This is a genomic window from Methylophilus sp. Leaf408 (assembly GCF_916856905.1).
In the GTDB taxonomy this organism is placed as follows: Bacteria; Pseudomonadota; Gammaproteobacteria; order Burkholderiales; family Methylophilaceae; genus Methylophilus.
The window spans coordinates 1,837,896-1,863,957 of record NZ_CAKASK010000001.1; the positions used below are offsets into that span (position 1 = coordinate 1,837,896).

Here is a 26,062-nt window from a genome sequence, read left to right on the forward strand (position 1 = left end):
TTTACCATCGCTGTTAACCAATACGTTTAAACACCAAATCCCATACACCATGGCCAAGCTTCAGGCCACGATTCTCAAACTTGGTTAGTGGTCTGTAGGCTGGTTTCTCAGCATAATCCACCGCCGTATTTTGCAATAGTGGTTCAGCTCGCAAAACTTCCAAGACCCATTCAGCATATTCTTGCCAGTCAGTGGCTACGTGAATGTAAGCGCCCGCTTTCAGTTTTGAACATAGCAACTGCACAAACTCGGCTTGTATCAAGCGGCGTTTGTGATGGCGCTTTTTGTGCCAAGGGTCAGGGAAGAATATATGCACGCCATCCAGTGAGGCATCAGCCAGCATATTCTGTAAAACTTCCACCGCGTCGTGTTGCAGAATACGGATATTGGAAATATCGCCTTCCTGCATCAACTTAAGCAAACCACCCACGCCAGGCGTGTGCACTTCGACTGCCAGAAAATCACTGTCCGGCAAAGTCTGGGCAATTTTTGCAGTTGCATCACCCATCCCGAAACCAATTTCAAGGATTTTCGGGCTGTTGTCACGGCCAAAAGTTTTAGCTAGATCCAGGGATTGCTCGGCATATTCAATACCGAATTGCGGCCAGGCAGATTCCAGTGCGCGCTCTTGACCTTTGGTCAAACGACCTTGGCGCAGGACAAAACTGCGGATGCGGCGTTGATAAGGAGCTTCAGAAGATTCAAGTGACTGGTCGATTTCGTTCATGGGCGCATTATACTTTAGAGCGTGAATTTCCTTAGCATTTGGGAGAATAGATGATTTCTTGTAGAGAATTAGTCTTAGGGTGGGGGATTAAGCGTTCTTTTTCGCCTCTAGGCGAAAGAAAATGCCGAAACAGAGCACCAACCATCCAAAGAGTTACTGATTAGAACGTCACAGCAGATGCAACAAAGCTAAACATGAACATTGTCTAAATTCCAGCCTCCGCCGCAATTAAAGTATATTGAAGTGAGCAACAGCTTTTCATACACGTAAGGTACTGAGTAGTTAAAAAGCATGCTCTGAGAACAGCAATCACAACTGATGCCGCTTATCCCCCTGCAAAAACCCCACCAACGGCAATTCCAACCCCTTACCCAATGCCAATACCTTAAACAACTCGCCCATCTCTGCCGGGGAGAGCAACTTCTGCACCGCCGCCACCGCAGGTAAATAACGCCCATTGTCTTCCGGCGATACTGCTTCCAGCATCTGCAAAATGCCACAGTTAATTAAAAACTGTGCCTGCGGGGTGTAGCCTGCACAACTCAAGCCATGCGCAAGTGCCGTTTCAGCCATGGCCGTAAAATTCACATGCGCAGTGATGTCTTGCAAACCGGGATAGATAAACGGATCATCATGCGCATAATGCTGGAAGTGGCACATGACTGTGCCCTGGCTGCGTTGCGGGTGATAATACTCGCGTGCTGCAAAACCGTAATCAATCTGCACAATCAACCCTCGCTGCAACATTGCCGCCAAACTGGCGATCAGGCCTTGCGCGGCCGGGCATACTTCGGTGACATAATCGCCTGGTAGCTGGTCGCTATCTATATGTTGAACCAGCGACAAATCTTGTAGCGGGCGATCCTGCCAAATTAATCCTTGGTTATAAGTTACACCACGTTCCAGCCACTGCCCACTTCTCCAGCACACAATATGCACCGGAATCGCATCCAGCACTTCATTGCCTAACACGACACCAGTCATTGTTTCCGGCAAAGTATCCAGCCAGCGCACGCGGGAAAAAACCGCTTCAGGCAAGGATTGCTGCAAGTTTTGCTGCTGCCTCTCACGCAAGCTGGCGCTTACATCCAGGATGTAATAATGATCAGGCAATTGCCCAAGTACATTCAACTGTTGCAATATGCCGATCGCCAGCTTGCCGGTCCCGGCGCCCAACTCCAAAACATCACCACCGGAATCACTGAGCACCTGGCTAATCTGGTTTGCCACAGCGCTAGCAAATAAAGGTGAAATCTCTGGGGCGGTGACAAAGTCTCCTGCCCGGCCAAACTTGTTGGCGTCACCACTGTAATAGCCTAGCTGCGGTGTATATAGAGCCATCTGCATATAGTCCGCAAAGGTGATCCAGCCGCCTTGCTGATCTATCTGCTGCTGGATATGCGCGACGACGGCCTCGCTATGTTGTTGAGCACTAGCATCCAGTGCGGGCAATCTTGAAGAAATGGTTTGCGCAGTCATTCAGCCATTATAATGTGAGCAGTCCAGAATAAAGAGTGTGCCGTGAATTCCAATCCTGCAGCCCAGCAATCATCCAAGGTAGTGTTAATCACTGGCGGAGCCAAACGTGTGGGTGCCGCGATTACGCGTGAACTTCACAGCCACGGCGCGAATATTCTGCTGCATTACAACACCAGTGCAGCGGAAGCGCTGGCCTTGCAAGCCGAGCTTAATGCAGTGCGCGCGGACAGTGTCATTATCCAGCAAAGTAACCTGCTTGAAACGGCTAATTTGCCGGCATTGATCAAAGCCACCCTGGAACACTTTGGCAAACTGGATGCACTGATTAACAATGCTTCCAGTTATTATCCGACTATCCTGGGCACCATTCAGCCGGAACAGTGGGAAGACCTGATGGGCAGCAATCTTAAAGCACCATTATTCTTGAGCCAGGCCGCGGCTGATGCGCTGGAAACTAGTCAGGGCTGCATAGTCAATATTACCGATATGCATATTGAGCGCCCCAAAAAGAATTACCTTGTTTATAGCGCTGCCAAAGCGGGCTTGGTCAGTTTAACCAAATCCCTGGCGCAGGAACTTGCTCCAAAGGTAAGAGTCAACGCAGTCGCACCCGGGCCTGTGTTATGGCCGGATGATAATCAGGAGTTTGATGAGGCGTATCGCCAGCAAGTGGTTAACCAGACACTGCTTAAACGTACCGGCGAACCCTCAGATATCGCCAAGGCAGTGAAGTTTCTGATTTATGACGCGCCTTTTGTGACCGGCCATGTATTGGCAGTGGATGGCGGCCGCCACTTGAGTACTTGAGCAATCCACATAAAAGTTTGGCGAATCATTTGCTAAATCTTTATAAAAATAATTGTCTGCCTGTTCATTTGAATTAAATGATTCAGCAGTCATGGGAGATTTAAATCAACCAGATTAATCAAAGACTTAGCGTGACTTTACATCGCTATCCGCTATAATGCGCGCCTATGAAGATCAAACACTACCCTGAGGGCGTTAGCCAAAACTTTCTAAAACTGCGCAATCAGTTGATCAGCGCTACCGGTAAAGCCATTGGCGATTACAACATGATTGAAGATGGTGACACTGTGCTAGTCTGCATGAGCGGTGGCAAGGACAGCCATGCCATGCTGATGATTTTGCTGGCCTTGCAAGAGCGTGCGCCTATTAATTTCAAACTGATTGCGATGAACCTGGACCAGAAACAGCCAGGTTTCCCGGCGGACATTTTACCGGCCTACTTTGAGAAACTGGGTGTGGATTTCCGTATTGTCGAGGCGGACACTTACTCTATTGTCAAAGAGAAAATCCCCGAGGGTAAAACCACTTGCAGCCTGTGTTCACGCTTGCGTCGCGGCATTATCTATACCACTGCACAGCAATTGGGTGCGACCAAAATTGCACTGGGGCATCACAGGGATGACATTGTACAGACCTTGTTCCTGAATATGTTTTATGGCGCAAAAATGAAGGCAATGCCGCCAAAACTCGCGACCAACCGTGGCGAATTTATGGTGATCCGTCCGCTGGCATATTGTGCGGAAAAAGATATTGCAGCCTATGCCCGCGGCATGCAGTTTCCTATCATTCCGTGCGACTTGTGCGGTAGCCAGGAAAATCTGCAACGGCAAAAAATCAAGGATATGCTGAACAACTGGGAACGCGAGCAGCCAGGGCGCATCAACAATATTTTTCGCGCGATAGGCAATGTAGAACCTTCGCATCTGGCCGACTTTGATTTGTATGATTTCAAGCATTTGAGCCAGTCCAGGGAAGAAGATGAAGACCCGATGTTTGATCATCAAAAGTTTGAACAGGAAAAGTTTGCGGCTAGTGAGATGGCACTGACCATTGCCACCCAGGATGAAAAACGCATTGAATTTGCGCGTAAACCTTTCCCTGTTTCAGTCACGGCTGAAGAATAAGCACATTACATGCCGGGAAGTTTTAAAAAATATGGACTTTCCACAAGGATAGGTTGTCTATTCGCTGGAACGCTTGCTATTATCTAGCCAACTCTTATGTACACCACCTAATGTCAAAACTGCTTATCGTTGAATCCCCGTCAAAAGCCAAGACACTCGAGAAATATCTGGGTAGCGAATTTAAGGTATTGGCTTCGTACGGGCATGTGCGCGACCTGATCCCGAAAAACGGGGCTGTGGATCCCACACAGCAATTTGCGATGAAGTACGACATCATTGATCGCAACAGCAAACATGTAGACGCGATTGCCAAAGCAGTTAAAAATGCAGACAGCATTTACCTGGCGACCGACCCGGACCGCGAAGGGGAGGCCATTTCCTGGCATATTGCCGAGATCCTGGCGGAAAAAAACCTGACCAAGAACAAGCTGGTCAAACGGGTAGAATTTAACGAGATCACGCAAACGGCGGTGAAACACGCGATCGATCATCCGCGTGACATCTCGATGGATCTGGTCAATGCACAGCAAGCGCGCCGTGCGCTGGATTACCTGGTTGGCTTTAATTTATCGCCATTACTTTGGAAAAAAATCCGCCGCGGCTTGTCTGCCGGCCGCGTACAAAGCCCGGCGTTGAGACTGATTGTTGAACGCGAACTGCAAATCGAAGCGTTTACCAGCCAGGAATACTGGAGCATTCATATGAGTGCGCTCAAGCATGCGCACGGATTTGATGCCAAGCTGGTGCAACTGAATGGCCAGAAAGTTGAACAATTCACAGTCACCCAGCATGACCAGCAGGCAGATATTGTCGGCAAGCTTTTACTGGCTTCCGCTGGCAAAACCACTGTTACCCGCGTTGAGAAGAAACAGCGTAGCCGTAGCCCTGCTGCCCCGTTTACTACTTCAACACTGCAACAGGAAGCAGTCCGTAAGTTAGGCTTTACTACCAGTCGCGCCATGCGTGTAGCCCAGCAGCTCTATGAAGGTATGGATGTGGGTAGCGGCACAGTTGGTTTGATTACCTATATGCGTACCGACTCTTTCAGCCTGGCGGCTGAAGCGGTGATGCAAATTCGTGAGTATGTGAAAAAGAATTTTGATGCGGACTACCTGCCAAAATCTCCTATCATGTACAAAACCAAGGCTAAAAATGCACAAGAGGCACATGAGGCGATTCGTCCGACTGACATTACCCGCAGCCCCGCCAGTGTGCGTCAGTACCTGAATGACGAACAATTCAAATTGTATGAAATGATCTGGAAACGTACGCTGGCGTGCCAGATGACCCAGGCAAAATATGATGCCGTCAGTGTTGACCTGGCTGTTGGCAGCGATGCGACACTATTCCGCGCCAGTGGCCAGACCCTGATCTTCCCGGGCTTTATTGCCGTATATATGGAAGGCAAGGATGACGACAAGGATGATGAAGATGCAGAGGCAAAATTGCCGCATCTGGAAACCGGTGAAGTGCTGACCGTAGAAAAAATCTTTGGTGAACAACACTTTACCGAACCACCACCACGCTATTCGGAAGCCAGCCTGGTGAAAGCACTGGAAGAATACGGCATCGGCCGCCCTTCCACCTACGCCAGCATCATCTCGACCTTGCAAGACCGCGAGTACGTGATCCTGGATAAAAAGCGCTTTACGCCAACTGATGTCGGTCGCGTGGTCAACAAGTTCCTGACTGAACACTTCACCCAATACGTTGATTACGATTTCACGGCCAAACTGGAAAACGAGCTAGATGAAATCGCTGAAGGTAACCTGGACTGGATACCGGTCATGGATAAATTCTGGCAAGGGTTTAACCAGCAGATTCTGGGCAAGGCGGATGTTGAACGCCCTGGTAACGAGTTAATCGACGAACTATGTCCAAAATGCGGCCGCCAGTTGCAAAAACAACTCAGCCGCTATGGCAGTTTTATTGGCTGTACTGGCTACAACGCCACGCCAAAATGTGATTACAAACGCAGTATTGATGGCGAAGCAAATGCTGCCAGCGAACCGGTAGTCATCGGTCAGGATGCTGAAACCAGCAAAGATATTTACCTGATGAATGGTCCATATGGCCCTTATCTGCAAGTAGGCTTGCCAGTTGAGGGTGAGAAGAAAAAACCTAAACGCGTGAGCATTCCGAAAGAGATTCCGCTGAGTCAGGTGAATATCGATACGGCAACCATGCTATTAAGCCTGCCGCGTGACCTGGGTACCCATCCGGAAACTGGCAAGAAAATCATTGCTAATATTGGTCGTTTTGGCCCGTATGTGAATCACGATGGCAAGTTCAAATCCATCCCCAAGAGCGAAAGCGTTTTTGGCATCAACCTTGAAGGCGCAGTTGCACTATTGGCTGCCGCCAGTGGGCCGGCGGTATTGGCAGATTTAGGTGCCCATCCTTCCGGCGAAGGCAGGGTAGAAGTATTTTCTGGCCGTTTTGGACCTTATGTACAACACAATGGCATACGCGCAACTTTGCCGAAAAGCGTGACGCCGGAAGAGCTGACCATAGAACAAGCGTTGGAATTACTGACGGAGAAAGCTGCTAAAGGCGGTGGCAAAACGACGGGCAGAAAAACATCGGCCAAAAAAGCACCGGCAGCGAAAACATCAACTGCAAAAGCGCCAGCTAAAAAAGCCGCTACCAAAGCGACCACTACCAAACCCGCAGCCAAGCGAACGAAGAAAACAGCGGAATAGTACAAAAAAGAAACTGTGAAACATTAAAAAAAAGGAGCCTTGGCTCCTTTTTTATTTGGTGGGAATCGCCCATAAATGGTCTACATTACCCAGCCCCCAGGTCTCCGCAGATTCGTTCCCTACAATCTCATCCATGCCTTTGGACAAATCCAGTTCCATCACGGGAATATAGAGCTTGGACTTGGTTGAGAAAAACGCTTTCACCACCGGTTTCAACAGGCTGGCAGGTGCCTGGCGTACGACGACAGCCAAAAGCCCGGATTTCAGGATCACCACTGTACCAATCGGATAAATACCCAGGCTTTTGACAAACGCTTTTAAGATATCCATATCAAAGTGACCTTGCCAGTTGGCCATCCGCTTGAGTGCGATACCCGGCTCCCACGCCGGTTTATAAGGACGGGTTGAGGTCACGGCATCATACACATCGCACACTGCCCCCATCTTAGCAAACAGACCGATTTGATCCGAAACAAGCTTTTCGGGATATCCGCTGCCATCCATCTTTTCATGATGGTGCAGGCAAACTTCCAGTGTCGCCGGATCAGTAATATCGGCTTTTATCAACATATCGTGGCCCAGTTTTGGGTGATGGCGAACCACCTCAAATTCTTGCTCCGTCAACGCACCAGGTTTATTCAGAATCTCCAAAGGAATGCCGGCCTTGCCAACATCATGCATTAAACCCGCCAAGCCAGCTTGCTTCACCTCAGTTTCAGACAACTCTAGCGCTCGCGCCAGGGCCGTCATCAGTGCACAGACAGCGATGGAATGCATATAGGTACAATCGTCGATTGTTTTCAGGCGCACCAAACTGACGAGGGCGTGCATATTGCGGCTAACTGATGCCGAAATTTCCTCAACGATAGGCAGCACGGTCTTGACCTGAATCGCTTTCCCCATACGTAGGTCGGAGAACATGGATTCAATTTCGTGTCGCGAAGACGCGATAATTTTCGCGGCCTGAGACTGTTCTTCATCCACCGTCACCTGCTTAAACTTTTTCGCAGATACACGCCGCTCAGCAGCTTCATTTTTACTTTTATCGCATACAAGTTCGGCTTCTGAAGGTGATGGTGGCAACACATCCAAACCCTGGCTGAGATCAATCACGACTTCGCAAACCAGGCTTTCCTGGAGCTTTTGCAGATCATCCGGGTCTTTGAGGACAAAATGCCTGCGCCAGAAAGGATGATTTATCCACGCACCTTTCAGTTCATGGATGTACATCCCCAATCGCACATCTTTAACTAAAACAGTTTTTAGCATAAGCCAATCAACCTCTCTTGATTGCTTATATCTTAACGACTATTAATACCTGAAAATTGAGAAGAAAGAGGGCTAAAAGTGATCTGGAAAATTATTTTTACATGAATGTTTTTTATAGCAATTATTGATTCAAACTTTGACCACAGGCTGAGGAATTACTTTGTCAGCAACCTAGCTGTAAATGATAAGAAGGAAATTAGAAAATTTGGAAGGGCTCAAATAAAAGTGCTTTTGTTTAATGCGTAGCCCACAGATGCTCGATATTACCAATACCCCAGCTCACTGCAGATTCATTGCTGACAATTTCATCCGCCCCTGGCCTGGCTAAATCAATTTCCTCCACCGGGATATGCACCAGCGACTTGGTAGAGAAAAATGCTTTCACGACCGGCGTTAGCAAACTTTCAGGCGATTGGCGTACCACTACCGCGAGACGGCCAGATTTAAGCATGACGACAGTGCCTATCGGGTAAATACCCATGCTTTTAACAAAAGCTTCCAGTAGCACCGGGTCGAAGTGACCAGTCCATGAAGCCATGCGTTTAAGGGCAATGCCTGGCTCCCATCCGGGTTTGTAGGCACGTGCCGAAGTGATGGCATCATACACATCGCAGATCGCACCCATCCTGGCATACATGCTGATATTTTCGCCCGATAAATGGCCTGGATAACCGCTGCCATCCATCTTTTCATGGTGATGCAGACAGACGTCCAGCGTGACAGGGTCAGTTATGTTCGCTTTCAGCAGCATGTCATAGCCATTTTGTGGATGCTGACGAATGACATCAAACTCGTTATCGGTTAATGAACCTGGTTTGTTCAGAATCTGTAATGGCACTTCGGCTTTACCCATATCATGCATCAGCCCCGCCAACCCGGCCTGCTTGACTTCGATGTCTGACAATTTGAGTTCTTTGGCCAGATTAGTCATTAAGGCACTCACTGCAATTGAGTGCATATAGGTGTAATCGTCTGCCGTTTTCAAACGCACCAGGCTGATTAAAGCATGCGTATTGCGGGTGACCGAGGCTGATATCTCCTCTACCAGCGGCATGACATTTTCTGGCTCTATCACTTTGCCCATGCGTAAATCTTTAAACATGGACATGATTTCACGGCGTGAAGCCTGAATGATTTTGGCCGCCTTGCGATGTTCTGAATCCAAAGGTGCCTGTTTGACCTGCTTCAGCTCTTCTTCAACAGCCTGGCTCTCCAGTTCAAGCAGGGCCAGTTCTTTATCTGTCAATGGAGGCGCAAGCACTTCGGGCTCAGGCAACACATCCAGTCCGCGCTTGGTATCAATCACAACCTGCTTCAGCGCGCTGCCCTTGAGTTTGAGCAGGTCCATTTCATCTTTGAGCACAAACTTGGTACGCCAGAAAGGGTGATCCATCCATGGACCTTTCAGTTCATGGATATACATCCCGATTCTTACCTGGTTGACGGCGATTGTTTTTAACATACTGCCCGCTGTTGTTTTACTCTTTTTACTTAATACTCATCATCTTACGCTTGATATCGACAGGAAATCGAAAAAAAAGAGGGCTAAAAGCCCTCTTTAAAATTACTTTTTGTATCAATGCTTTACTGGCAATATTACAATCCGGCAGCCGCGCGCAATTGGGCCGCTTTATCAGTGGCTTCCCAGGTGAATTCCGGCTCATCACGGCCAAAGTGGCCATAAGCAGCGGTTTTGCTGTAAATCGGGCGCAACAGATCCAGCATTTTCACAATGCCTTTTGGACGCAAATCGAAATGCTCACGCACCAATTGCGTCAATTTTTCATCCGCAATTTTGCCGGTGCCGTAGGTTTCCACCATGATGGAAGTCGGTTGTGCCACACCAATGGCGTAGCTGACCTGTACCAGGCATTTGTCTGCCAGGCCAGCCGCTACGATATTTTTGGCTACATAACGGCCCGCATACGCTGCTGAACGGTCTACCTTGGAAGGATCTTTACCAGAGAAAGCACCACCTCCGTGAGGCGCTGCGCCGCCGTAAGTATCTACGATAATTTTACGGCCAGTCAGGCCGCAATCACCTTGTGGGCCACCGATGACAAAACGGCCAGTCGGGTTGACCAGGAATTTAATCTCGCCTTTGATCAGTTCAGCAGGTAATGTTGGCTTGATGATTTCTTCAATCACCGCTTCACGGATGGCTTCCAGTGACATCTCGGGAGCGTGTTGGGTAGACACCAGCACGGTATCAATCTTGTGCGGCTTGCCATCTACATATTGAATGGTCACTTGTGATTTGGCATCCGGACGCAACCATGGCAAACGGCCATCTTTACGTAATTGCGACTGGCGCTCCATCACACGATGGCTTAGCCAGATTGGCAATGGCATCAGTTGTGGCGTTTCATTCACCGCATAACCAAACATCAGGCCCTGGTCGCCTGCACCCTGATCCAGCGGATCATCATTTGCATTATCCACGCCCTGGGCAATGTCAGGAGATTGTTTATCGTAAGCTACCAGTACTGCACAACCCTTATAGTCGATACCGTAATCGGTATTGTCATAGCCGATACGCTTCACCGCATCGCGCGCGACTTTAATGTAATCGACATTGGCGCTAGTGGTGATTTCGCCTGCGAGGACGATCAGGCCGGTATTAGCCAGTGTTTCAGCAGCTACGCGTGCAGTGGGGTCTTGTTCAAGAATTGCATCCAGAATGCTATCGGAAACCTGATCAGCTAATTTATCGGGATGGCCTTCGGAAACGGATTCCGAAGTAAAAAGATATTCACTCATTGTTTGACGCCTTGAAAAGTAAAAGTGGTTGATCAATGACACCGACTAAAGGCTGAAGCCGGCATCTAAAAGGAAGAAAGATTCTACCCGAGTTTGCCTGGTTAACGGAATAAATGTTGCCTGCAAGCTGCCACAGCACGGGTTGTTGGAGTATCATTTCAAGCCATGAAACTCAGATTCACCAAAATGCAGGGTGCAGGTAATGACTTTGTGGTCATTGATGCGACTCAAACGCCTGTTCATTTATCACATACGCAAATCCAGCAGATTGCGAACCGCTTTTTCGGTGTTGGTTGTGACCAGCTATTAATGGTCGAAACTACCGCTACGCCTGGCATAGATTTCCGCTACCGTATTTTTAATGCTGACGGTAGCGAAGTCGAGCAATGCGGCAATGGCGCCCGTTGTTTTGTCCGTTTTGTGGTGGACAAAGGCCTGACCGACAAACGTGAAATTAAAGTGGAAACCGCGAGCGGCATCCTGACCCTGACCTTGCAGGAAGATGGCCAGGTCACCGTGAATATGGGCGCACCAAGATTTTCTCCGGCACAAATTCCGTTTGAGGCAGATGCAGAGGCGACTGCTTACGAGTTACCATTAGATGAAGACACAGTCACTATCAGCGCTGTCTCCATGGGCAATCCGCACGCGGTGATGCTGGTGGATAATGTGCATACTGCGGAAGTGGCACTGCTAGGCCCGCAGATAGAATCTCACCCGCGCTTTCCGCAACGCGTGAATGCCGGCTTTATGCAGGTATTAAACGAACATGAAATCAACTTGCGCGTTTACGAACGTGGCAGCGGTGAAACCCTGGCTTGCGGCACCGGTGCTTGTGCCGCGGCAGTCAGCGGTATCCAGTTGGGCACCTTGCAAAGCCCGGTGAAAGTGCACACCCGTGGCGGCATACTGACCATTAAATGGGATGGCGGCCAGAGCCCGGTCATGATGACAGGTCCGGCAGATATCGTTTTTGAAGGCGAAATTGAAATTTAAGAAATGACAGAAGCATAATGGAAGACAGCATTAACGAAAACGATATTAAACTCTATCTCAAGGCGCACCCCGACTTTTTCGAAAGTCATGCGCACCTGCTGGCCGAGCTGTTTTTACCAAGCCCGCATGGCAAAGGCACTATTTCACTGGCTGAACGCCAGCAAATTGCCCAACGCGACAAAATCCGGGTTTTGGAATCACGCTTTACTGAGCTGATCCTGACCGCTGAAGAAAATGAAGCCACCGCCAATAAGGTGCATGAATTAACCCTGGGCTTATTGTTTGCCAAAGATGTTCCGGCACTGCATGCACATCTGGTGGAGTTTCTTGCTACCCACTTTCAGTTGCCGAATGCACGATTACGGCTTTGGGAGAACGAAAGCCATACCGCGGATGATATTTTCATCACCGCTGAAGATTCACTGAAAAACTGGGCCAAGGATTTGAGCCAGCCCTACTGCGGCACCCTGCCCACCATGGACATCGCAGGCTGGTTTACCGAATCTCCGGCCTCACTGGCAGTGATTCCGATGCGCTATCAGGACGTCACTTTTGGCCTGCTGGCGATTCCTAGTGAACAGCGCAGCCGTTTTTATGCCGGCATGGGTACCTTATTTTTAAACCGGATCGGGGAGCTGGTCAGCGCCTCGCTTGCCAGATACATCATATGAAAGCCCCCGCTGAGGTTTCCGCCAAGAGGCATATTCTTGCGGCAATTGTCAGCGTAAAGCCAATATTGCCGCGCATGCAAATAATTGCGTTGCGCGGTACCTGCAGTTCTCACCTCCCTACTTTTAATCCTCCGCGCTTCTGTATCCGCAAGCTGTACCCCATGTTCACTGCATTTTTTGCGGCAAGCTTATGCTGGCCGGCACCAGGGTTCTATCATGCATGAAATGCTCGATGACTATCTGGACTTCCTCCATTTTGAGCGCGGCTTAAGTGAGAATACCCGTAATAATTATCAACGCGATATTGCCCTGCTAATGAAGCAACATGCGCAAGACCTGAAAACACTCACCCCACAACTCATACGCCGCAATATTGCCAGTTTGCACAGTCAAGGGTTAAGTGGCCGCAGCATCGCCCGCATCCTCTCCAGCTGGCGTGGGTTTTTCCATTACCTGGTTCTGCATCATCAATTCCCGTCCAATCCCGTCATCGGTTTGCGTGCACCTAAATCACCGAAAACATTGCCACATGCACTCTCTATCGAACAGACCAGCAAGCTGGTCGAACTGGAAGGTGATAGCCCGATTGTGGTACGCGATCGTGCCATGCTGGAGCTGTTCTATTCTTCAGGTTTACGTTTAAGCGAAGTGGTCGGGCTAGACATCGAGCGGCTGGATTTACAGGAAGGTGTGGTTACCGTCATTGGTAAAGGCAATAAAACCCGTATGGTGCCACTCGGCAGCAAAGCCATATCAGCCCTCCATGCATGGCTGAGTGTGCGCCCACTTTGGCTAAGTAAAAGACCTTCCGAAACCGCGGTCTTTATCAGTCAGCAAGGTCGCCGTATTCATGGCCGCACGATAGAAATGCGGGTCAAAGATTGGGCGATCAAACAAGGTTTGCACAACCATGTGCACCCGCACATGCTGCGCCACAGTTTTGCCAGCGATGTGTTGCAAAGTAGCGGTGATTTACGTGCTGTGCAGGAAATGCTGGGCCATGCCAATATCAGCACCACACAGGTGTATACCCATCTTGACTTCCAGCATCTGAGCAAAACTTATGATGCTGCGCACCCGCGTGCGCGCAAGAAATAAGCCGTTCGACCGTCTGTATATCGCAATGCAAGGTTTTGCTGGACCTTAAACTATGGCAAAATACTTCGAAATCGGTAAACCTTTTCCTGTCACGTGGTTCTAAACATCACCTGAAGGTCATTACTTTAAAAAAAACCAGCGTTTCAATAATGCAATTTCAATAAAGATTTTTTTCAAGACCGCTTAATTCAACACACCATAAAAAAGGAAACACCATGGAACATACCTTACCACCACTACCATTTGCTAAAGATGCATTGGCGCCACACATGTCTGAAGAAACCTTTGAATATCACTATGGCAAGCACCACCAGGCTTATGTGACTAACTTGAACAACCTGATCAAAGGCACTGAGTTTGAAAGCCTGAGCCTGGAAGACATCATTAAGAAATCTTCCGGCGGCATTTATAACAACTCCGCACAAATCTGGAACCATACCTTTTTCTGGAACTGCCTCACACCTAACGGTGGCGGTGAACCAACAGGCGCTTTGGCAGATGCCATTAAAGCCAAATGGGGTTCTTATGAAGAATTCAAAAAAGCATTCCAGACATCTGCTGTGGGTAACTTCGGTTCCGGCTGGACCTGGTTAGTGAAAAAAGCGGATGGTTCAGTGGATATCGTTAATATGGGTGCTGCGGGCACACCGCTGACCACAGGCGACAAAGCATTGCTGACTATCGACGTTTGGGAACATGCTTACTATATCGATCACCGTAATGCGCGTCCAAAATTTGTAGAGACTTTCCTGGCAAACCTGGTTAACTGGGAATTTGCAGCTAAAAACTTTGCCGCATAATCGCTAAGCAACTCAGCCTTAAAAGCCTCTAAATTTTTTAGAGGCTTTTTTGTTAAGCTATTGAATAATTACCGATTCACCGGAATATGAAGAGCAAGCCAATGGCTGTGCATTGATGTGAGACTTTTTGTAACCAGAATAGAATCAAAACATGGACTTCAAAATACTTTCTGCTTTTTATTTGGTACCTTTATTCATCTCCGCAATCGGGTCTTTGATTGAATTCCGCAACTGTGAATTCGATACCCTTAAACACGCATTGGGCAAAGCATTCTTTTTGGCATTCCGCAGCATGGTACCGGTGCTCAATATCTTTTCAGCCATTCTGTATCTGATTACTTGCGGGACCTATACCTGGAAAAAATCGACTTTTGCAAAAAAGTAATCGCAATCAATATTGGTGTTTCACTGACTCGCGGGATTCATTCAAAGCATCTCAGCTTCAGTAATATCCTGCGCAGAGTTGCCAGCATCATGAATTACCCACCGCTCAAACAATTCCATCGCTAGCGGCCGTGTAAAATAGTAACCCTGGAACATCTGGCAACCGAGTTTTTTTAACACGCGTAACTGTGCTTCCGTTTCCACCCCTTCGGCTAACACTTCCAGCTGCAAACTGTGCCCTAATGAAATAACCGCATTGACGATGCTTTCGTAATCACTGTCATTGAGCATGTCACGCACGAACGATTGATCAATTTTTAGCTGGTCAAACGGCAAGCGTTTCAGATAAGACAACGATGAGTAACCGGTACCGAAATCATCCAGAGAGAAACATACGCCCACTTCGCGCAAGGCGGTCATTTTAGCAATAATGTCTTCCACATTGTCTACCAGCATGCTTTCCGTTAACTCAAGTTTTAGCCTGCCCGGCTGGATACCGGTCTCGACCACCATGCGTTGCACTTGTTGCACAAAGTCTGGCTGCAAATACTGTTTCGGGCTGACATTCACCGACAGCACCAATGAACTTAATTGTTCATGGGCAGACCACTCCAGCAATATCTGGCAGGCTTTTTGTAATACCCAATGACCGATCTCCACGATTTGCCCCGAGCTTTCAGCCATGGTCACAAACTGGTTAGGCATAATCAGGCCGCGTTCAGGATGCTGCCATCTGATCAGTGCCTCGGCACCGACAATAGCGTGCTGCTGGTTATATTGCGGCTGGAAATGCAGCAGGAACTGTTGCTCTTCGATCGCAATATGTAAATCGGCTTCCATGGCAACGCGATGCAGTAATTCGGTTTCCATCAGCGTGTCAAAGAACTGGTAACCATTCCTGCCTGCTTCCTTGGCTTTGTACATGGCCATATCCGCCCGCCGCAATAGCTCTTCAGACTGGCTGGGCTCATCACAATCAAATAATGCAACGCCTATGCTAGGCGAAGTGTAATGCTGGTAGTGATTTAAATTAAAAGGTTGCTCAAACGCTGAGACAATTTTTTCACAGACTATTCTGGCCTGTTTTTCCGCCTGTAGCGGGTCACGGTGCAAGCTATCCAGCACCACAACGAATTCATCACCACCGAGCCGGCTGACAGTATCCAGGCGACGTACCGAGCCTTTGATCCGCTTGGCAACTTCCACCAGCAAGGCATCACCGACCTCGTGTCCATGCGTATCGTTAAGTGTTTTAAAATTATCAATATCGATAAACAGTATTGCACCCCCGGTTTTTTTTCGCACGGCTTTGCGCAGATGGGCAACCAGTTTATCCTGTAGCAGCAAACGGTTAGGCAGGCCGGTCATGGTATCGTAATAGGCCAGCTGGCGGATTTGCGCATCTGCCTGTTTGCGCTCAGTGACATCGCGTAACACCAGTACCCAATGCGTATGTCGCCCGCCACGGTCATGCAGGGGCAGCGCATCCATCTCTAGCGAAACGCTTTCGCCTTCAGCATTGCTAGTCACAACCTCCGCCGTAATCGGTGACATCTGCTGGAAAGCCTGTTTGATACTTTCAAGTTCACGCTTGGGTGTGGCCGCATTAAAAATATCAAATGGAGAACTACCGCTTAAATGCTCAAGTGAAGATCCGGTAATTCTGGTAAACGCTTCGTTCAGGAACACAATTTTTTGTTGCATGGGCGCCTGCACCGGCGCCTCTGTAATCATCACGATATCATTGAGCCGGGAGATTCCGCTACGCAATAGATTGAGCTGTTCATCCGACTGCTCGCGTTCAATCGCCAGGCCGAGAATTTGCGCATAGCTTTCGACAAAATCGATTTCTACATCCGTCGGGGTATGCGGGTGCCGCCGGTATACTGCAAGTACACCCAATGCATGCCAGCTCCGCGACAATATCGGTGCGCTCCAGCAGGCCTGCAAGCCAAAGGTTTCAGCCAGCACCTGATTCTCATCCCCAAACGGATAAGTATGTATTTCTTTGGCAATCACCCGGCTTTGAGTAAGGGTCTTGATTTGGCTGGCCGGCAGGGAGATACCATCCATCACCTGGGTATAGGGTAAGGGCAGTTTTGATAAGGCAGCATGGCGTAAATGGCCTTCCTTATCCAATAACAATATGGCACAACAAGCACCCTGAAATTGCAGCTCTATCAGTTGCGCCGCGGTATTGAGGATCTCGTGCAAGGACACATCCGCCAGCATCATGGCCTGGATTCTGTTTTGCCCTTGTTTGATGGCTTCCAGTTGCTTCTGGTCGGTAATATCCTGTAACGAGCCTTGCAGTTTTACAATGTTGCCGGCTTCATCCCGCACCGGCTGGCCCATGGCACGCACCCAGAAACGGCGGCCTGTCGCGGTTATTTTTTCCAGTTCCAGGTCGTAAGAAATACCTTCTTGTATGCATTTCTTCAGTGCACTTTGCATTAATGGCTGATATTGAGGCACAAACATATTCACGCCCTCTTCCACCGTGGGCGAGTAGCCGGGGGGCATTTCATGCAAGGCAGCCACTTCGTCAGACCACTGCAAGGCGCCCGTCTTGATATCGACCATCCAGCCGCCGATTTTCGCAACACTGCCAGCCACTTTAAGCAAATATTCCGCCTGGGTTCGACGGTCAATTTCATTCTGTAATGCCTGGGTCCGGTTGACCACTTGCCGCCGGATTTGCAGATTCCATAGAAAGGTGACGCCAAGTATCAGTAACAGGATGGAAACGCCGCGCGCCAGCCATACTATGTAAGGGCGTTTGACCCGCATATCCCCCTGATATACAAAACCTTTGAGGTCGATATAGGGAGGCACCAATCCATAATCTGCCAGGGTCTGCGCAATGGCATACCAGCGCTCTTCGTTCATATGTCCCCATGGCACCACTTCAGTGAGCACGTAGGGATGCATCATGTTGGCTTCGCGTAATAACGCTTGTTCGTTGATGCCCCGCTTTACAACACCCGGCATGTCTGCAATATGCTTTGCCATTTCTTCCTGGTGACTCAGGGCATATAACCAGCCTTTTTTGGTTGCCCGCAAGAAAGCATCCACACGTTCAGGATGCGTGTTCAACTCGCGCTCACTGGTAAACAGCACATCACCATAAAAATCAACGCCATAAGACTGGTTGGTGATAATCGCGGGCGAATAGCCCATTTGTTTTAACTGTTCCGGCTCGTCCATGGCATACGCAGAAATCACATCCACTTTGCCTTCGATTAAATCCTGCAGGCGCCAGGTGTGCGGCACCATGGTCATCTGCTTGATATCCAGATGCTGTTTTAGCAACATGGCTTTGAATTGGAACACGCCCTGGTCATCCGTAGACATCATGATACGTTTGCCAACCAGGTCTTTAGGATGTTGAATATTACTTTGCTGCAAGCTGAGCAACACACCGGGCGAATGCTGGAAGATAGCCGCCAATGCCACCAGCGGTTTACCTGAAATACGTGCCACCAACACTTCGGCATCGCCGATACTGTAATCGGCTTGTCCGGACAGAACCTGCTGTACTGGCGGGCGGTCTTTACTGCCTTCAATGATGTTGACGTTCAGGCCTTCGTCACGATAGTAGCCTTGTTCCTGTGCCGCATAGTAACCAGCGAACTGAAACTGGTGCCGCCACTTAAGTTGCAGTGTGATGTCTTCAAGTGCGCTCGATACGGCACAATTAGCAAGCGCGACAATAGCCACCAGCCATCTGAATAAATAGAGGGTTGAATTGCGTTCCATGAGGATTTAGAAAAACAATATCACTGCAATGTAATCGGGCATTTTGCCGGTAATTAAGTCCAGCCTGATTTATACCTTAAGTACCGGCAATCACATTGGATAAACAGACAGCGATTTATGGCGGATTCGATGCATTTGATGCCATCGGGCCACAGTGAGTGACTCCGGGAGCGCGTTCTCCCACAGCCAGTTAGATGAGTAGGCGGCTTAGGGTTGCGGTGGTTTTAGCATGGCGGCCAATACCAGCATGAGGGCTGAAACAACAACCAGTAACTGATAGCCACCGACAAAATCACCATTCTTATCGTGCAGTAAACCCATAATGAAAGGTCCGCTGGCGGCAATTAAATACCCTACTGTCAGCACGAAAGCATTCCAGCGATTTGCCGCATCGGGCGTATGGGTATGATCAAGTGGTAATGTCATGGCCAATGTAAATGCGCCACCAAGCCCAAAAGCAGTGACAGGTACCCATAACCAGGGCCATGCGCCAGGCGTTGCCATTCCGGCCAGGCCTATCGTGGCAACAAGGCTGCAGGCTGCTAACCAGCTACGCCGGTCCAGATTCCTGCTAAACATGCCAGTGATCGGGCTCGCCAACATGAAACAAAAGGTGAAACTGGCAAGTACGGCTCCCGCTTCACCGGCAGGCATGCCACTTTCCTGGTACATAGCGGCTGTCCATGTGAGGATAGAATAAAACAGGAAGTTCACGCAGGCAAAAAACAGTGCGATCAACCAGGCAACAGGCGTGCGGAACGGCAAGCGCGTATCAGTTGCGCGCAACTTGCTGCTCACAATCGTTGTTTGCGTAGTAACGGATTTGCGTATCACGCACCACCAGGCAATCATGGCAATGACTCCTAGCACAGCCCATACGCCGACCGCCATCCGCCAGCCGGTGGACTGTAACAGCCAGCCAGTCAGCCCGGCAGACAAGGTACTGCCTAGTGATAATGCCGTCGCATATATCCCCATGATTAAAGCTGCACGGGAGGCGAAACTGGCTTTCACGATGCCCGCGAACATAGCACCTGCCACCGCGATACCTGCGCCAACACCCACCGTTGCACCTATTAACAAGCTGCTATTGCCTGCGAAAGCACGGATGAATATTGAGAGACTGAGCAGGCCCAAAGCGGTCATCAGCACTTTATTCACCCCGAACTTGCGCACCAGCCAAGGGGTTGGCAATGCCAGTGCTCCCATCAGGACATCGGGGATTGCCGTCATCATTGAGGCCATGGCATGGCTTAAGCTGAATGATTCAATGATTGCGGGCAGTGCTGGCCCCATGGACACAATGCCAGGCCGCAACCCAATAGCCACCAGCACAATCGCCAGCACCAGCCACCATTCGCCATGTGAAAACCACACCTGCTTACCCGTCCCGTTGTTCATGCCTGTTCCCCATATGACTGAGCTAATAATATAGAGATAAGTCAGTCGTTACAAAATACGCCATTTGTCTGATATGGCAATAAAGTGATCCAATGAGAGGAAGCTTGCTTGACCAGAAAATGACAAGGAGTCGTGTAAAATGCACAAGGCAAGATGTCAATGCCTGCCTTTAATGAATGTTGTATGGAGAACCCTGTTGAAACTGGCCACCTGGAATGTTAATTCGCTGACTGTACGACTGCCACATGTATTGGACTGGCTGGTCGCTAATCAACCGGATGCGCTCTGCCTGCAGGAAACCAAACAGGAAGACAGCAAGTTTCCCTATGCCGCTTTGCAAGAGGCTGGTTTCAATGCCATTCACAACGGGCAAAGAACCTACAATGGTGTGGCGATTATCAGCCCGCACGCGATCAACGAAGTGCATGTTGACCTGCCAAATTTTGCCGACGAGCAAAAACGCATTATTGCAGCGACCATACAAGGCGTCAGAATCATTTGCGCTTATGTGGTGAATGGCCAGGCACTGGATTCAGACAAGTTTCAATACAAACTGAACTGGTTGAATGCATTACATCATTGGGTAACTGATGAGTTAAAGCAGCATGAAAAGCTGGCTTTGCTGGGAGATTACAATATCGCACCCGATGACCGCGACTGCCACGACCCGGTCGCCTGGGAAGGCCAGGTGCTGGTCAGCCCGCAAGAGCGTGAGGCCTACCAAAAGCTGTTGGCACTAGGCTTAACAGACAGTTTCCGTTTGTTTACTGATGAAGCCGGACATTACAGCTGGTGGGATTACCGGATGGCAGCATTCCGCCGAAATATGGGCTTGCGCATTGACCATATCCTGGTCAGCGACGCGCTGAAACCATTGTGCCAAAGTTGCCTGATAGACAAACTGCCACGCAAACTTGAGCGTCCAAGTGATCATACACCAGTGGTGCTAACGCTTGCTGATGCTTAAAAGTTAACTGCTGATCTATAAAAATTAAACGCTGGGCATGACGAATTTAATGCCCTGTAATACTTCCAGAATACTGGCTTTCAGGCGTTTATTCAGCTCTCCCTCAATCACCTGCATTTGCGCATTGACCATGCCTTGCACTTTGTCTTGCAACTCGGTTTCAACTGAAGATAATTCGGTATTGAATTTTTGTTTAAATTCGCTAGTTTGCTGTTCGGTGAATTCGTCAAAGGCGGTTTGCAGGGTCTGCTTGTATTCTTCAACCAGCCTGGCTTCCATCGCTTCCTGACCCGTCGTCAGCGTGTCCTTGCTGCTTTCCTGCAACTGGTGGATATGCTCCGCCATGGTCTTTTCAAGCTGCTCCTGCATTTGCTGTACCTTGGTCGCAATTTGCGCCTGCTGGTCTTCAATCAGTTGCGCCAGCTTCTCTTCCAGCTTTTGCTTGCCTGCGTTTTCGGCAACTTCACGTATGGTTTGCTCAGTGGTTGCCAGCAACTGTTGCTGCACTTCTGTTAACCTGGCAACCTCAGCTTCCACTGATTGCAGATGTTGCTTACCGACATTGCCCATGGCTTCGCGGAAAGCCTGCTCCACGGACTGGATGCTTTCCCCGACCTGCGCTTGCACCTGCCTGGATAGCCCTTGCTGAATGGATTCAGCATATTCGGCTAATGCCTGCTGCTCGACCACGGTTCGCTCAAAAGCACGTTGCCCGAGCTGACTAGTCACTATATTGGTAATTTCGGGTAGCAGCGCCTGTTTGATCTGGGCGACTAGTTCATCCATATCCAGCGCAGCTGGAGCGGTTTTTTGTACCACCTTCGTTAATACCGGAATTTCTGAGATATCCACATTACCTCCCTGGCACAGGCGCTTACTGCGTCTGCATTTTCATATGCTGAATTTCGTAACCGCGGTCGCGATAAAACGCGTAGCGTTGGCGACCGGCTGTTTTGTCATCTTCAGCCGATCCGATCAGCTCGAATAAATGCCGGAAACGACTGAAAAACTTTGGCAATGCTTTCTGGCAGTTGAACAACATGTCATCCTGACGAATATGTTCCGGTAACCAGGCCAGCAACACCGGCGTTAAGCTTGCCTGTGGCGCCTCTGCTAGCACATTGGGGATAAACGCAGATTGCTGCCACAAACTGTGACTTAACTGTTCTGCCGCTACTGGTGATTCCAGGTAAATAGTCACCTGCCGTTGACGCGCGACAGCCTGTTCGACCAAGTGCACAATCAAACTGGACCTATCAGGAATATCGGTATAAAAGCGCACCCGGGTCATAGCGTTTCTATCTTTAACCCTATCAGGCCTTTTCAGTTGCCTGCTGTAACAAGTAGGTCACCAGCAATGGCACGGGACGGCCGGTAGCGCCTTTTTCCTTGCCGGATTTCCAGGCGGTACCAGCAATGTCCAAGTGTGCCCAGTCATATTTCTTGGCGAAACGAGACAGGAAACAAGCCGCTGTGATACTACCACCGGCACGGCCACCGATATTGCCCATATCGGCAAAATTGCTGTCCAGCTGGCCCTGGTATTCGTCCCATAACGGCATCTGCCAGGCACGGTCTTGCGCTTTTTCACCGGCATCAAGCAGTTTTCTGGCCAGCGCATCATTATTGGCAAACAAACCGCTAGGGTGATGACCCAATGCAATGACGCATGCACCAGTCAATGTCGCAATATCAATCACGGCAGAAGGTTCAAATCGCTCGGCATATGTCAGCGCATCACACAAAATCAGGCGCCCTTCAGCATCAGTATTCAATACTTCAATGGTCAGGCCAGACATACTGGTCAGCACATCGCCGGGTTTGGTCGCGCGACCACTAGGCATATTTTCACAGGTTGGAATCAAGCCAACCACATTTAATGGCAGATCAAGTTCACCAATCGCTTTAAACACACCCAGCACACTGGCTGCGCCGCACATGTCGTACTTCATTTCATCCATATCGGCACCGGGTTTGAGCGAAATGCCGCCGGTATCAAAAGTGATGCCTTTACCAACCAGCACTACCGGTTTTTGCGTTTTCTTGCCTTTTAAATGTTGCAGCACAATAAATCGAGGTGGCTCGTCACTGCCACGTGTGACGCCGAGGAATGAACCCATTTTGAGTTTTTCAATCTCGGCTTCTTCCAGCACCTCCACTTTGAAACCATAATCTTTGGCTAACTTCTCAGCCTGCTTGCCGAGATAAGTCGGCGTACAAATATTCGGTGGCAGGTTACCAAGGTCTTTAGCCAGCGCCACACCATTACCCACGCTCTGGCCTTGTTTCACGCCGGCTTCAGCGTCTTCAACATCGGATTTTCCGACCAGTACCATAATCTGCTTGAGCGGCTTAGGCTCTACTTTTTTTTCTTTGATCGCATTTACCTGGTAACTGGACTCCCATGCGATTTCTGCCAGCGCAGCCGCTTTTGACTGAGTATCTGATTTCTTGATCGCCAAACCGGCAAAATCTGTCGCCACGCTCTCAACGCCAGCTGGCAAACCTTTAATCGCAGCGCGGAAAGCGTTACGCAACGTTCTCAGGCTGAACTCTTCGGATTTACCTAAGCCGACCAGCAACACCCGGCTCGCGGCAATGCCGGATAATTGGCGTAGTAACAAAGTGCTGCCGGACTTGCCTTCAATATCACCGGATTTCAGCGCATGTGTGATCGCTTTGCCACTTGCTTCATCCAAAGATTTGCCCAGATCAGTCAGCTTGCGGCCTTCATAAACGCCAACCAGCAAACAATCGGTACGCAATTTTTCCGGGCTAGTGCTTTTTATGCTAAATTCCATCTTTATCCTTTTATGTTCGAGTGCCTGTGACTTGAGCGATGATTGTATTATCTAGTGTTTTATGCTGATTTCAAAGCGGTGCATTTAAATTGAAAATATTCAAACGTGCATTGTCCGCAGAGTTGATGTCCTCATCTTCTGCCATTTTCCTGATTATTCTGGGTATCGTGGTCGCACAGCGCGCCGGTAATATCGTGCGCCAGGTTTCCAAAGGGATTCTGCCTAACGACGCCATTGGCACCATTCTCACCTTCAGCCTGGTGAAACTAATGCCTATGATGCTGTCCCTGGCTATTTTCCTGGCCGTATTGCTGACGTTAACGCGCTGGCACCGTGATTCGGAAATGGTGATCTGGATGAATGCAGGGCTTAGCCTGCGCCAGTGGGTAGTGCCCATCCTGCGTTTTATCTTCCCTATCGTACTGATTATCAGCTTGCTCAGCTTGTTTGTGATGCCATGGGCAACGGAGAAAGCGGACGGCTACCGTGAACAATTGAAAAAAAGGGATGAACTCTCTTCCATCAGCCCCGGCGCATTCAAGGAGTCGAACAACGGCGAACGTATCTATTTCATTGAGAGTTTCGACAAACTTGGCTACGAAGTCAAAAATATATTCGTCCAGTCACGCCAGCATGGCAAGACCGGCATCATTACCGCCAACCGCGGCAGCCGTTACAAAGCTGAAAACGGCGATAATTTCCTGGTCCTGCAACATGGCCGGCGCTACGAAGTGATCCCCAATACACTGGACGTTTCGACCACTGAATTTGAGCGTTACGATATCCGCATCGAAACCAAGGAAACCACGCCCCAGGAGGGAACAGCGCAGGCCAAGACCACGCTTGGCCTGATGAGCGATGCTTCACTCTCTGACCAGGCAGAGCTGCATTGGCGATTCGCGATTCCTATATCCACCATTGTCATGGTGCTACTGGCGATACCGCTAAGCTTTGTAGATCCGCGAGCCGGTCGGTCGCTGAATATCATGTTCGCTATCCTGATTTTTATTATCTACAACAACGTGTTGAGTATTTTCCAAGCGTGGATCACTCAAGGCAAAATTTCGGCATGGGTAGGTTTATGGCCGGTGCACATCTGTTTTGTATTACTGGGCTGGTATTTATACCATAGACGAAAACATCTTAAACCATTGATTCCAGACCTGTTCAAGCGTCGCACCAAGGCTGCCTAATCCATGAGCCTGTCTATCCTCAATCGTTATTTTTGGCGGGAAATCAGCTTTAACATCATGCTGGTGCTGTTTGGCCTGCTTGCCATGTTCTCATTTTTTGACCTGCTGCAAGAGCTGGATAGCCTGGGGCGCGGTCATTACGGCATCAACAGCATGCTGACGTTTGTCGGGCTCAGTATTCCCGGGCATATCTATGAAGTAGCGCCAGTCGCAGTGCTGCTAGGTATTGTGTATACACTAGGCGCAATGGCCGGCAACTCCGAGCTAATCGTCATGCGTACCAGCGGCATTTCACTCAAGGTGATTGCCAAAATATTGTTAAGCATAGGCCTGGTCTTTGCCATCGTCACCTTTATGATTGGTGAAATCATTGCGCCTTTGAGTGAAAAAATGGCGCAGCGGATCCGCATCCAGGCTACCGATTCAGTAGTGGCTCAAGACTTCCAGTCCGGGCTTTGGATTAAAGATGGCAGTAGTTTTGTGAATGTGAACACGGTACTACCGGATAGCAGCCTGGTGAATATTGATATCTATGACTTTGATCCACAGTTCCGCCTGCGCAGTATAAGCCATGCCGAAAAAGGACATTTTGCCGATGACCACTGGAAGTTACTGAACGTTACGCAAACCATCTTTAATAATGAGCGCGCCGTGCAAAACAACTCGGTGACCTCAAAGTTTGTAAAACAGGCGCAGTGGGAATCACTGATCAGGCCAGAACTGCTGAATGTCTTGCTGGTGTTACCGGAAAAAATGTCGGCCTGGAACCTGTATAGCTTTATTCAGCACTTGCACCGCAATGGCCAGAAAAGTACCCGTTACCAGGTCGCTTTATGGTCCAAGCTGATCTATCCGCTAGCTTGCCTGGTGATGGTAGTGCTAGCCTTGCCATTTGGGTTTTTACAGCAACGTGCCGGCGGTATCAGTGCCAAGATATTTTCCGGGATATTACTCGGCGTGGTCTACCAGATTATGAACCGGGTATTTGTGCACCTTGGTGTACTCAATGACTGGTCACCGCTATTTAGTGCCATCGGCCCGACGCTGCTGTTTTTATTTGCAGGCCTGGGTATGCTGCACTACGTTGAAAAGCGCTAGGTTGAAAGACATTAGCGGACTCACAG

At 49.3% G+C, this 26,062-nt stretch carries 20 protein-coding genes; 10 read left to right on the top strand and 10 right to left on the bottom strand.

Annotation, left to right across the window (positions count from 1 at the left end; genetic code table 11):
• Positions 1-13: 13 nt before the first annotated feature.
• Both trmB and LPA26_RS08695 read right to left on the bottom strand, forming a co-directional pair.
• A complete protein-coding gene (gene trmB / locus LPA26_RS08690) occupies positions 14-727 on the bottom strand; it encodes a tRNA (guanosine(46)-N7)-methyltransferase TrmB (protein ID WP_229007998.1) in 714 nt (237 codons plus the stop codon).
• Positions 728-1,036: 309 nt separating this feature from the next.
• Entirely contained in the window at positions 1,037-2,206 is a 1,170-nt protein-coding gene (locus LPA26_RS08695; protein ID WP_229007999.1) for a class I SAM-dependent methyltransferase, read from the bottom strand.
• A 42-nt stretch (positions 2,207-2,248) separates the two neighbouring features.
• On the opposite strand from LPA26_RS08695, the gene LPA26_RS08700 reads away from it, so the two are divergent.
• The 3 genes from LPA26_RS08700 to topA all read left to right on the top strand — a co-directional run bounded on the left by LPA26_RS08700 (position 2,249) and on the right by topA (position 6,839).
• Positions 2,249-3,013, top strand: coding sequence for a pteridine reductase (locus LPA26_RS08700; protein ID WP_229008000.1), 765 nt, complete (start codon positions 2,249-2,251; stop codon positions 3,011-3,013).
• 167 nt (positions 3,014-3,180) lie between these two features.
• Positions 3,181-4,137, top strand: coding sequence for a tRNA 2-thiocytidine(32) synthetase TtcA (gene ttcA, locus LPA26_RS08705; RefSeq protein ID WP_229008001.1), 957 nt, complete (start codon positions 3,181-3,183; stop codon positions 4,135-4,137).
• 110 nt (positions 4,138-4,247) lie between these two features.
• A complete protein-coding gene (gene topA / locus LPA26_RS08710) occupies positions 4,248-6,839 on the top strand; it encodes a type I DNA topoisomerase (RefSeq protein ID WP_229008002.1) in 2,592 nt (863 codons plus the stop codon).
• Positions 6,840-6,890: 51 nt separating this feature from the next.
• On the opposite strand, the gene LPA26_RS08715 is transcribed toward topA, so the two are convergent.
• The 3 genes from LPA26_RS08715 to metK form a co-directional block, all read right to left on the bottom strand.
• Positions 6,891-8,108, bottom strand: a complete 1,218-nt coding sequence (locus LPA26_RS08715) for an HD-GYP domain-containing protein (protein WP_229008003.1) — start codon at positions 8,106-8,108, stop codon at positions 6,891-6,893.
• A 235-nt stretch (positions 8,109-8,343) separates the two neighbouring features.
• On the bottom strand, positions 8,344-9,570 hold the full coding sequence (locus tag LPA26_RS08720) for an HD-GYP domain-containing protein (protein ID WP_055830121.1): 1,227 nt from the start codon (positions 9,568-9,570) through the stop codon (positions 8,344-8,346).
• A 134-nt stretch (positions 9,571-9,704) separates the two neighbouring features.
• Positions 9,705-10,868, bottom strand: a complete 1,164-nt coding sequence (metK, locus tag LPA26_RS08725) for a methionine adenosyltransferase (protein WP_055830123.1) — start codon at positions 10,866-10,868, stop codon at positions 9,705-9,707.
• Between the two features lie 165 nt (positions 10,869-11,033).
• Between metK and dapF the strand changes: the two genes are divergently transcribed.
• From dapF to LPA26_RS08745, 4 genes are all read left to right on the top strand, one after another.
• Positions 11,034-11,864, top strand: coding sequence for a diaminopimelate epimerase (gene dapF, locus LPA26_RS08730; RefSeq protein ID WP_055830126.1), 831 nt, complete (start codon positions 11,034-11,036; stop codon positions 11,862-11,864).
• Between the two features lie 17 nt (positions 11,865-11,881).
• The gene (locus tag LPA26_RS08735; RefSeq protein WP_055830128.1) at positions 11,882-12,535 is read left to right on the top strand and encodes a DUF484 family protein; all 654 of its coding nucleotides are present in this window, start codon (positions 11,882-11,884) and stop codon (positions 12,533-12,535) included.
• 216 nt (positions 12,536-12,751) lie between these two features.
• Entirely contained in the window at positions 12,752-13,633 is an 882-nt protein-coding gene (gene xerC, locus LPA26_RS08740) for a tyrosine recombinase XerC (protein ID WP_229008004.1), read from the top strand.
• 215 nt (positions 13,634-13,848) lie between these two features.
• Positions 13,849-14,433: a superoxide dismutase gene (locus LPA26_RS08745; protein WP_229008005.1), complete on the top strand. Its 585-nt coding sequence runs from the start codon at positions 13,849-13,851 to the stop codon at positions 14,431-14,433.
• A gap of 426 nt (positions 14,434-14,859) precedes the next feature.
• Here the strand turns inward: LPA26_RS08745 and LPA26_RS08750 are convergent, their stop codons facing one another.
• Both LPA26_RS08750 and LPA26_RS08755 read right to left on the bottom strand, forming a co-directional pair.
• Positions 14,860-18,576, bottom strand: a complete 3,717-nt coding sequence (locus LPA26_RS08750) for an EAL domain-containing protein (protein ID WP_229008006.1) — start codon at positions 18,574-18,576, stop codon at positions 14,860-14,862.
• Between the two features lie 207 nt (positions 18,577-18,783).
• On the bottom strand, positions 18,784-19,977 hold the full coding sequence (locus LPA26_RS08755) for a CynX/NimT family MFS transporter (RefSeq protein ID WP_229008007.1): 1,194 nt from the start codon (positions 19,975-19,977) through the stop codon (positions 18,784-18,786).
• A 196-nt stretch (positions 19,978-20,173) separates the two neighbouring features.
• Here LPA26_RS08755 and xth point away from each other — a divergent pair, with 196 nt between their 5' ends.
• Complete coding sequence (xth, locus tag LPA26_RS08760) at positions 20,174-20,944, top strand: exodeoxyribonuclease III (RefSeq protein WP_229008008.1); 771 nt, start codon at positions 20,174-20,176, stop codon at positions 20,942-20,944.
• A 24-nt stretch (positions 20,945-20,968) separates the two neighbouring features.
• Here xth and LPA26_RS08765 read toward each other — a convergent pair whose 3' ends face one another.
• Genes LPA26_RS08765 through LPA26_RS08775 form a run of 3 tightly spaced genes read right to left on the bottom strand, consistent with a single transcriptional unit; the run spans position 20,969 to position 23,745 of the window.
• Positions 20,969-21,796, bottom strand: a complete 828-nt coding sequence (locus LPA26_RS08765; protein WP_229008009.1) for a hypothetical protein — start codon at positions 21,794-21,796, stop codon at positions 20,969-20,971.
• A 22-nt stretch (positions 21,797-21,818) separates the two neighbouring features.
• Positions 21,819-22,235 carry a DNA polymerase III subunit chi gene (locus LPA26_RS08770; RefSeq protein WP_229008010.1) on the bottom strand — a complete coding sequence of 139 codons (417 nt, stop codon included), beginning with the start codon at positions 22,233-22,235 and terminating at the stop codon, positions 21,819-21,821.
• A 22-nt stretch (positions 22,236-22,257) separates the two neighbouring features.
• Positions 22,258-23,745, bottom strand: coding sequence for a leucyl aminopeptidase (locus tag LPA26_RS08775; protein WP_229008011.1), 1,488 nt, complete (start codon positions 23,743-23,745; stop codon positions 22,258-22,260).
• 89 nt (positions 23,746-23,834) lie between these two features.
• On the opposite strand from LPA26_RS08775, the gene lptF reads away from it, so the two are divergent.
• Both lptF and lptG read left to right on the top strand, forming a co-directional pair.
• Positions 23,835-24,938 carry an LPS export ABC transporter permease LptF gene (lptF, locus tag LPA26_RS08780; RefSeq protein WP_229008012.1) on the top strand — a complete coding sequence of 368 codons (1,104 nt, stop codon included), beginning with the start codon at positions 23,835-23,837 and terminating at the stop codon, positions 24,936-24,938.
• 3 nt (positions 24,939-24,941) lie between these two features.
• Positions 24,942-26,036, top strand: coding sequence for an LPS export ABC transporter permease LptG (gene lptG / locus LPA26_RS08785; RefSeq protein ID WP_055830147.1), 1,095 nt, complete (start codon positions 24,942-24,944; stop codon positions 26,034-26,036).
• The last annotated feature ends 26 nt before the right edge of the window (positions 26,037-26,062 follow it).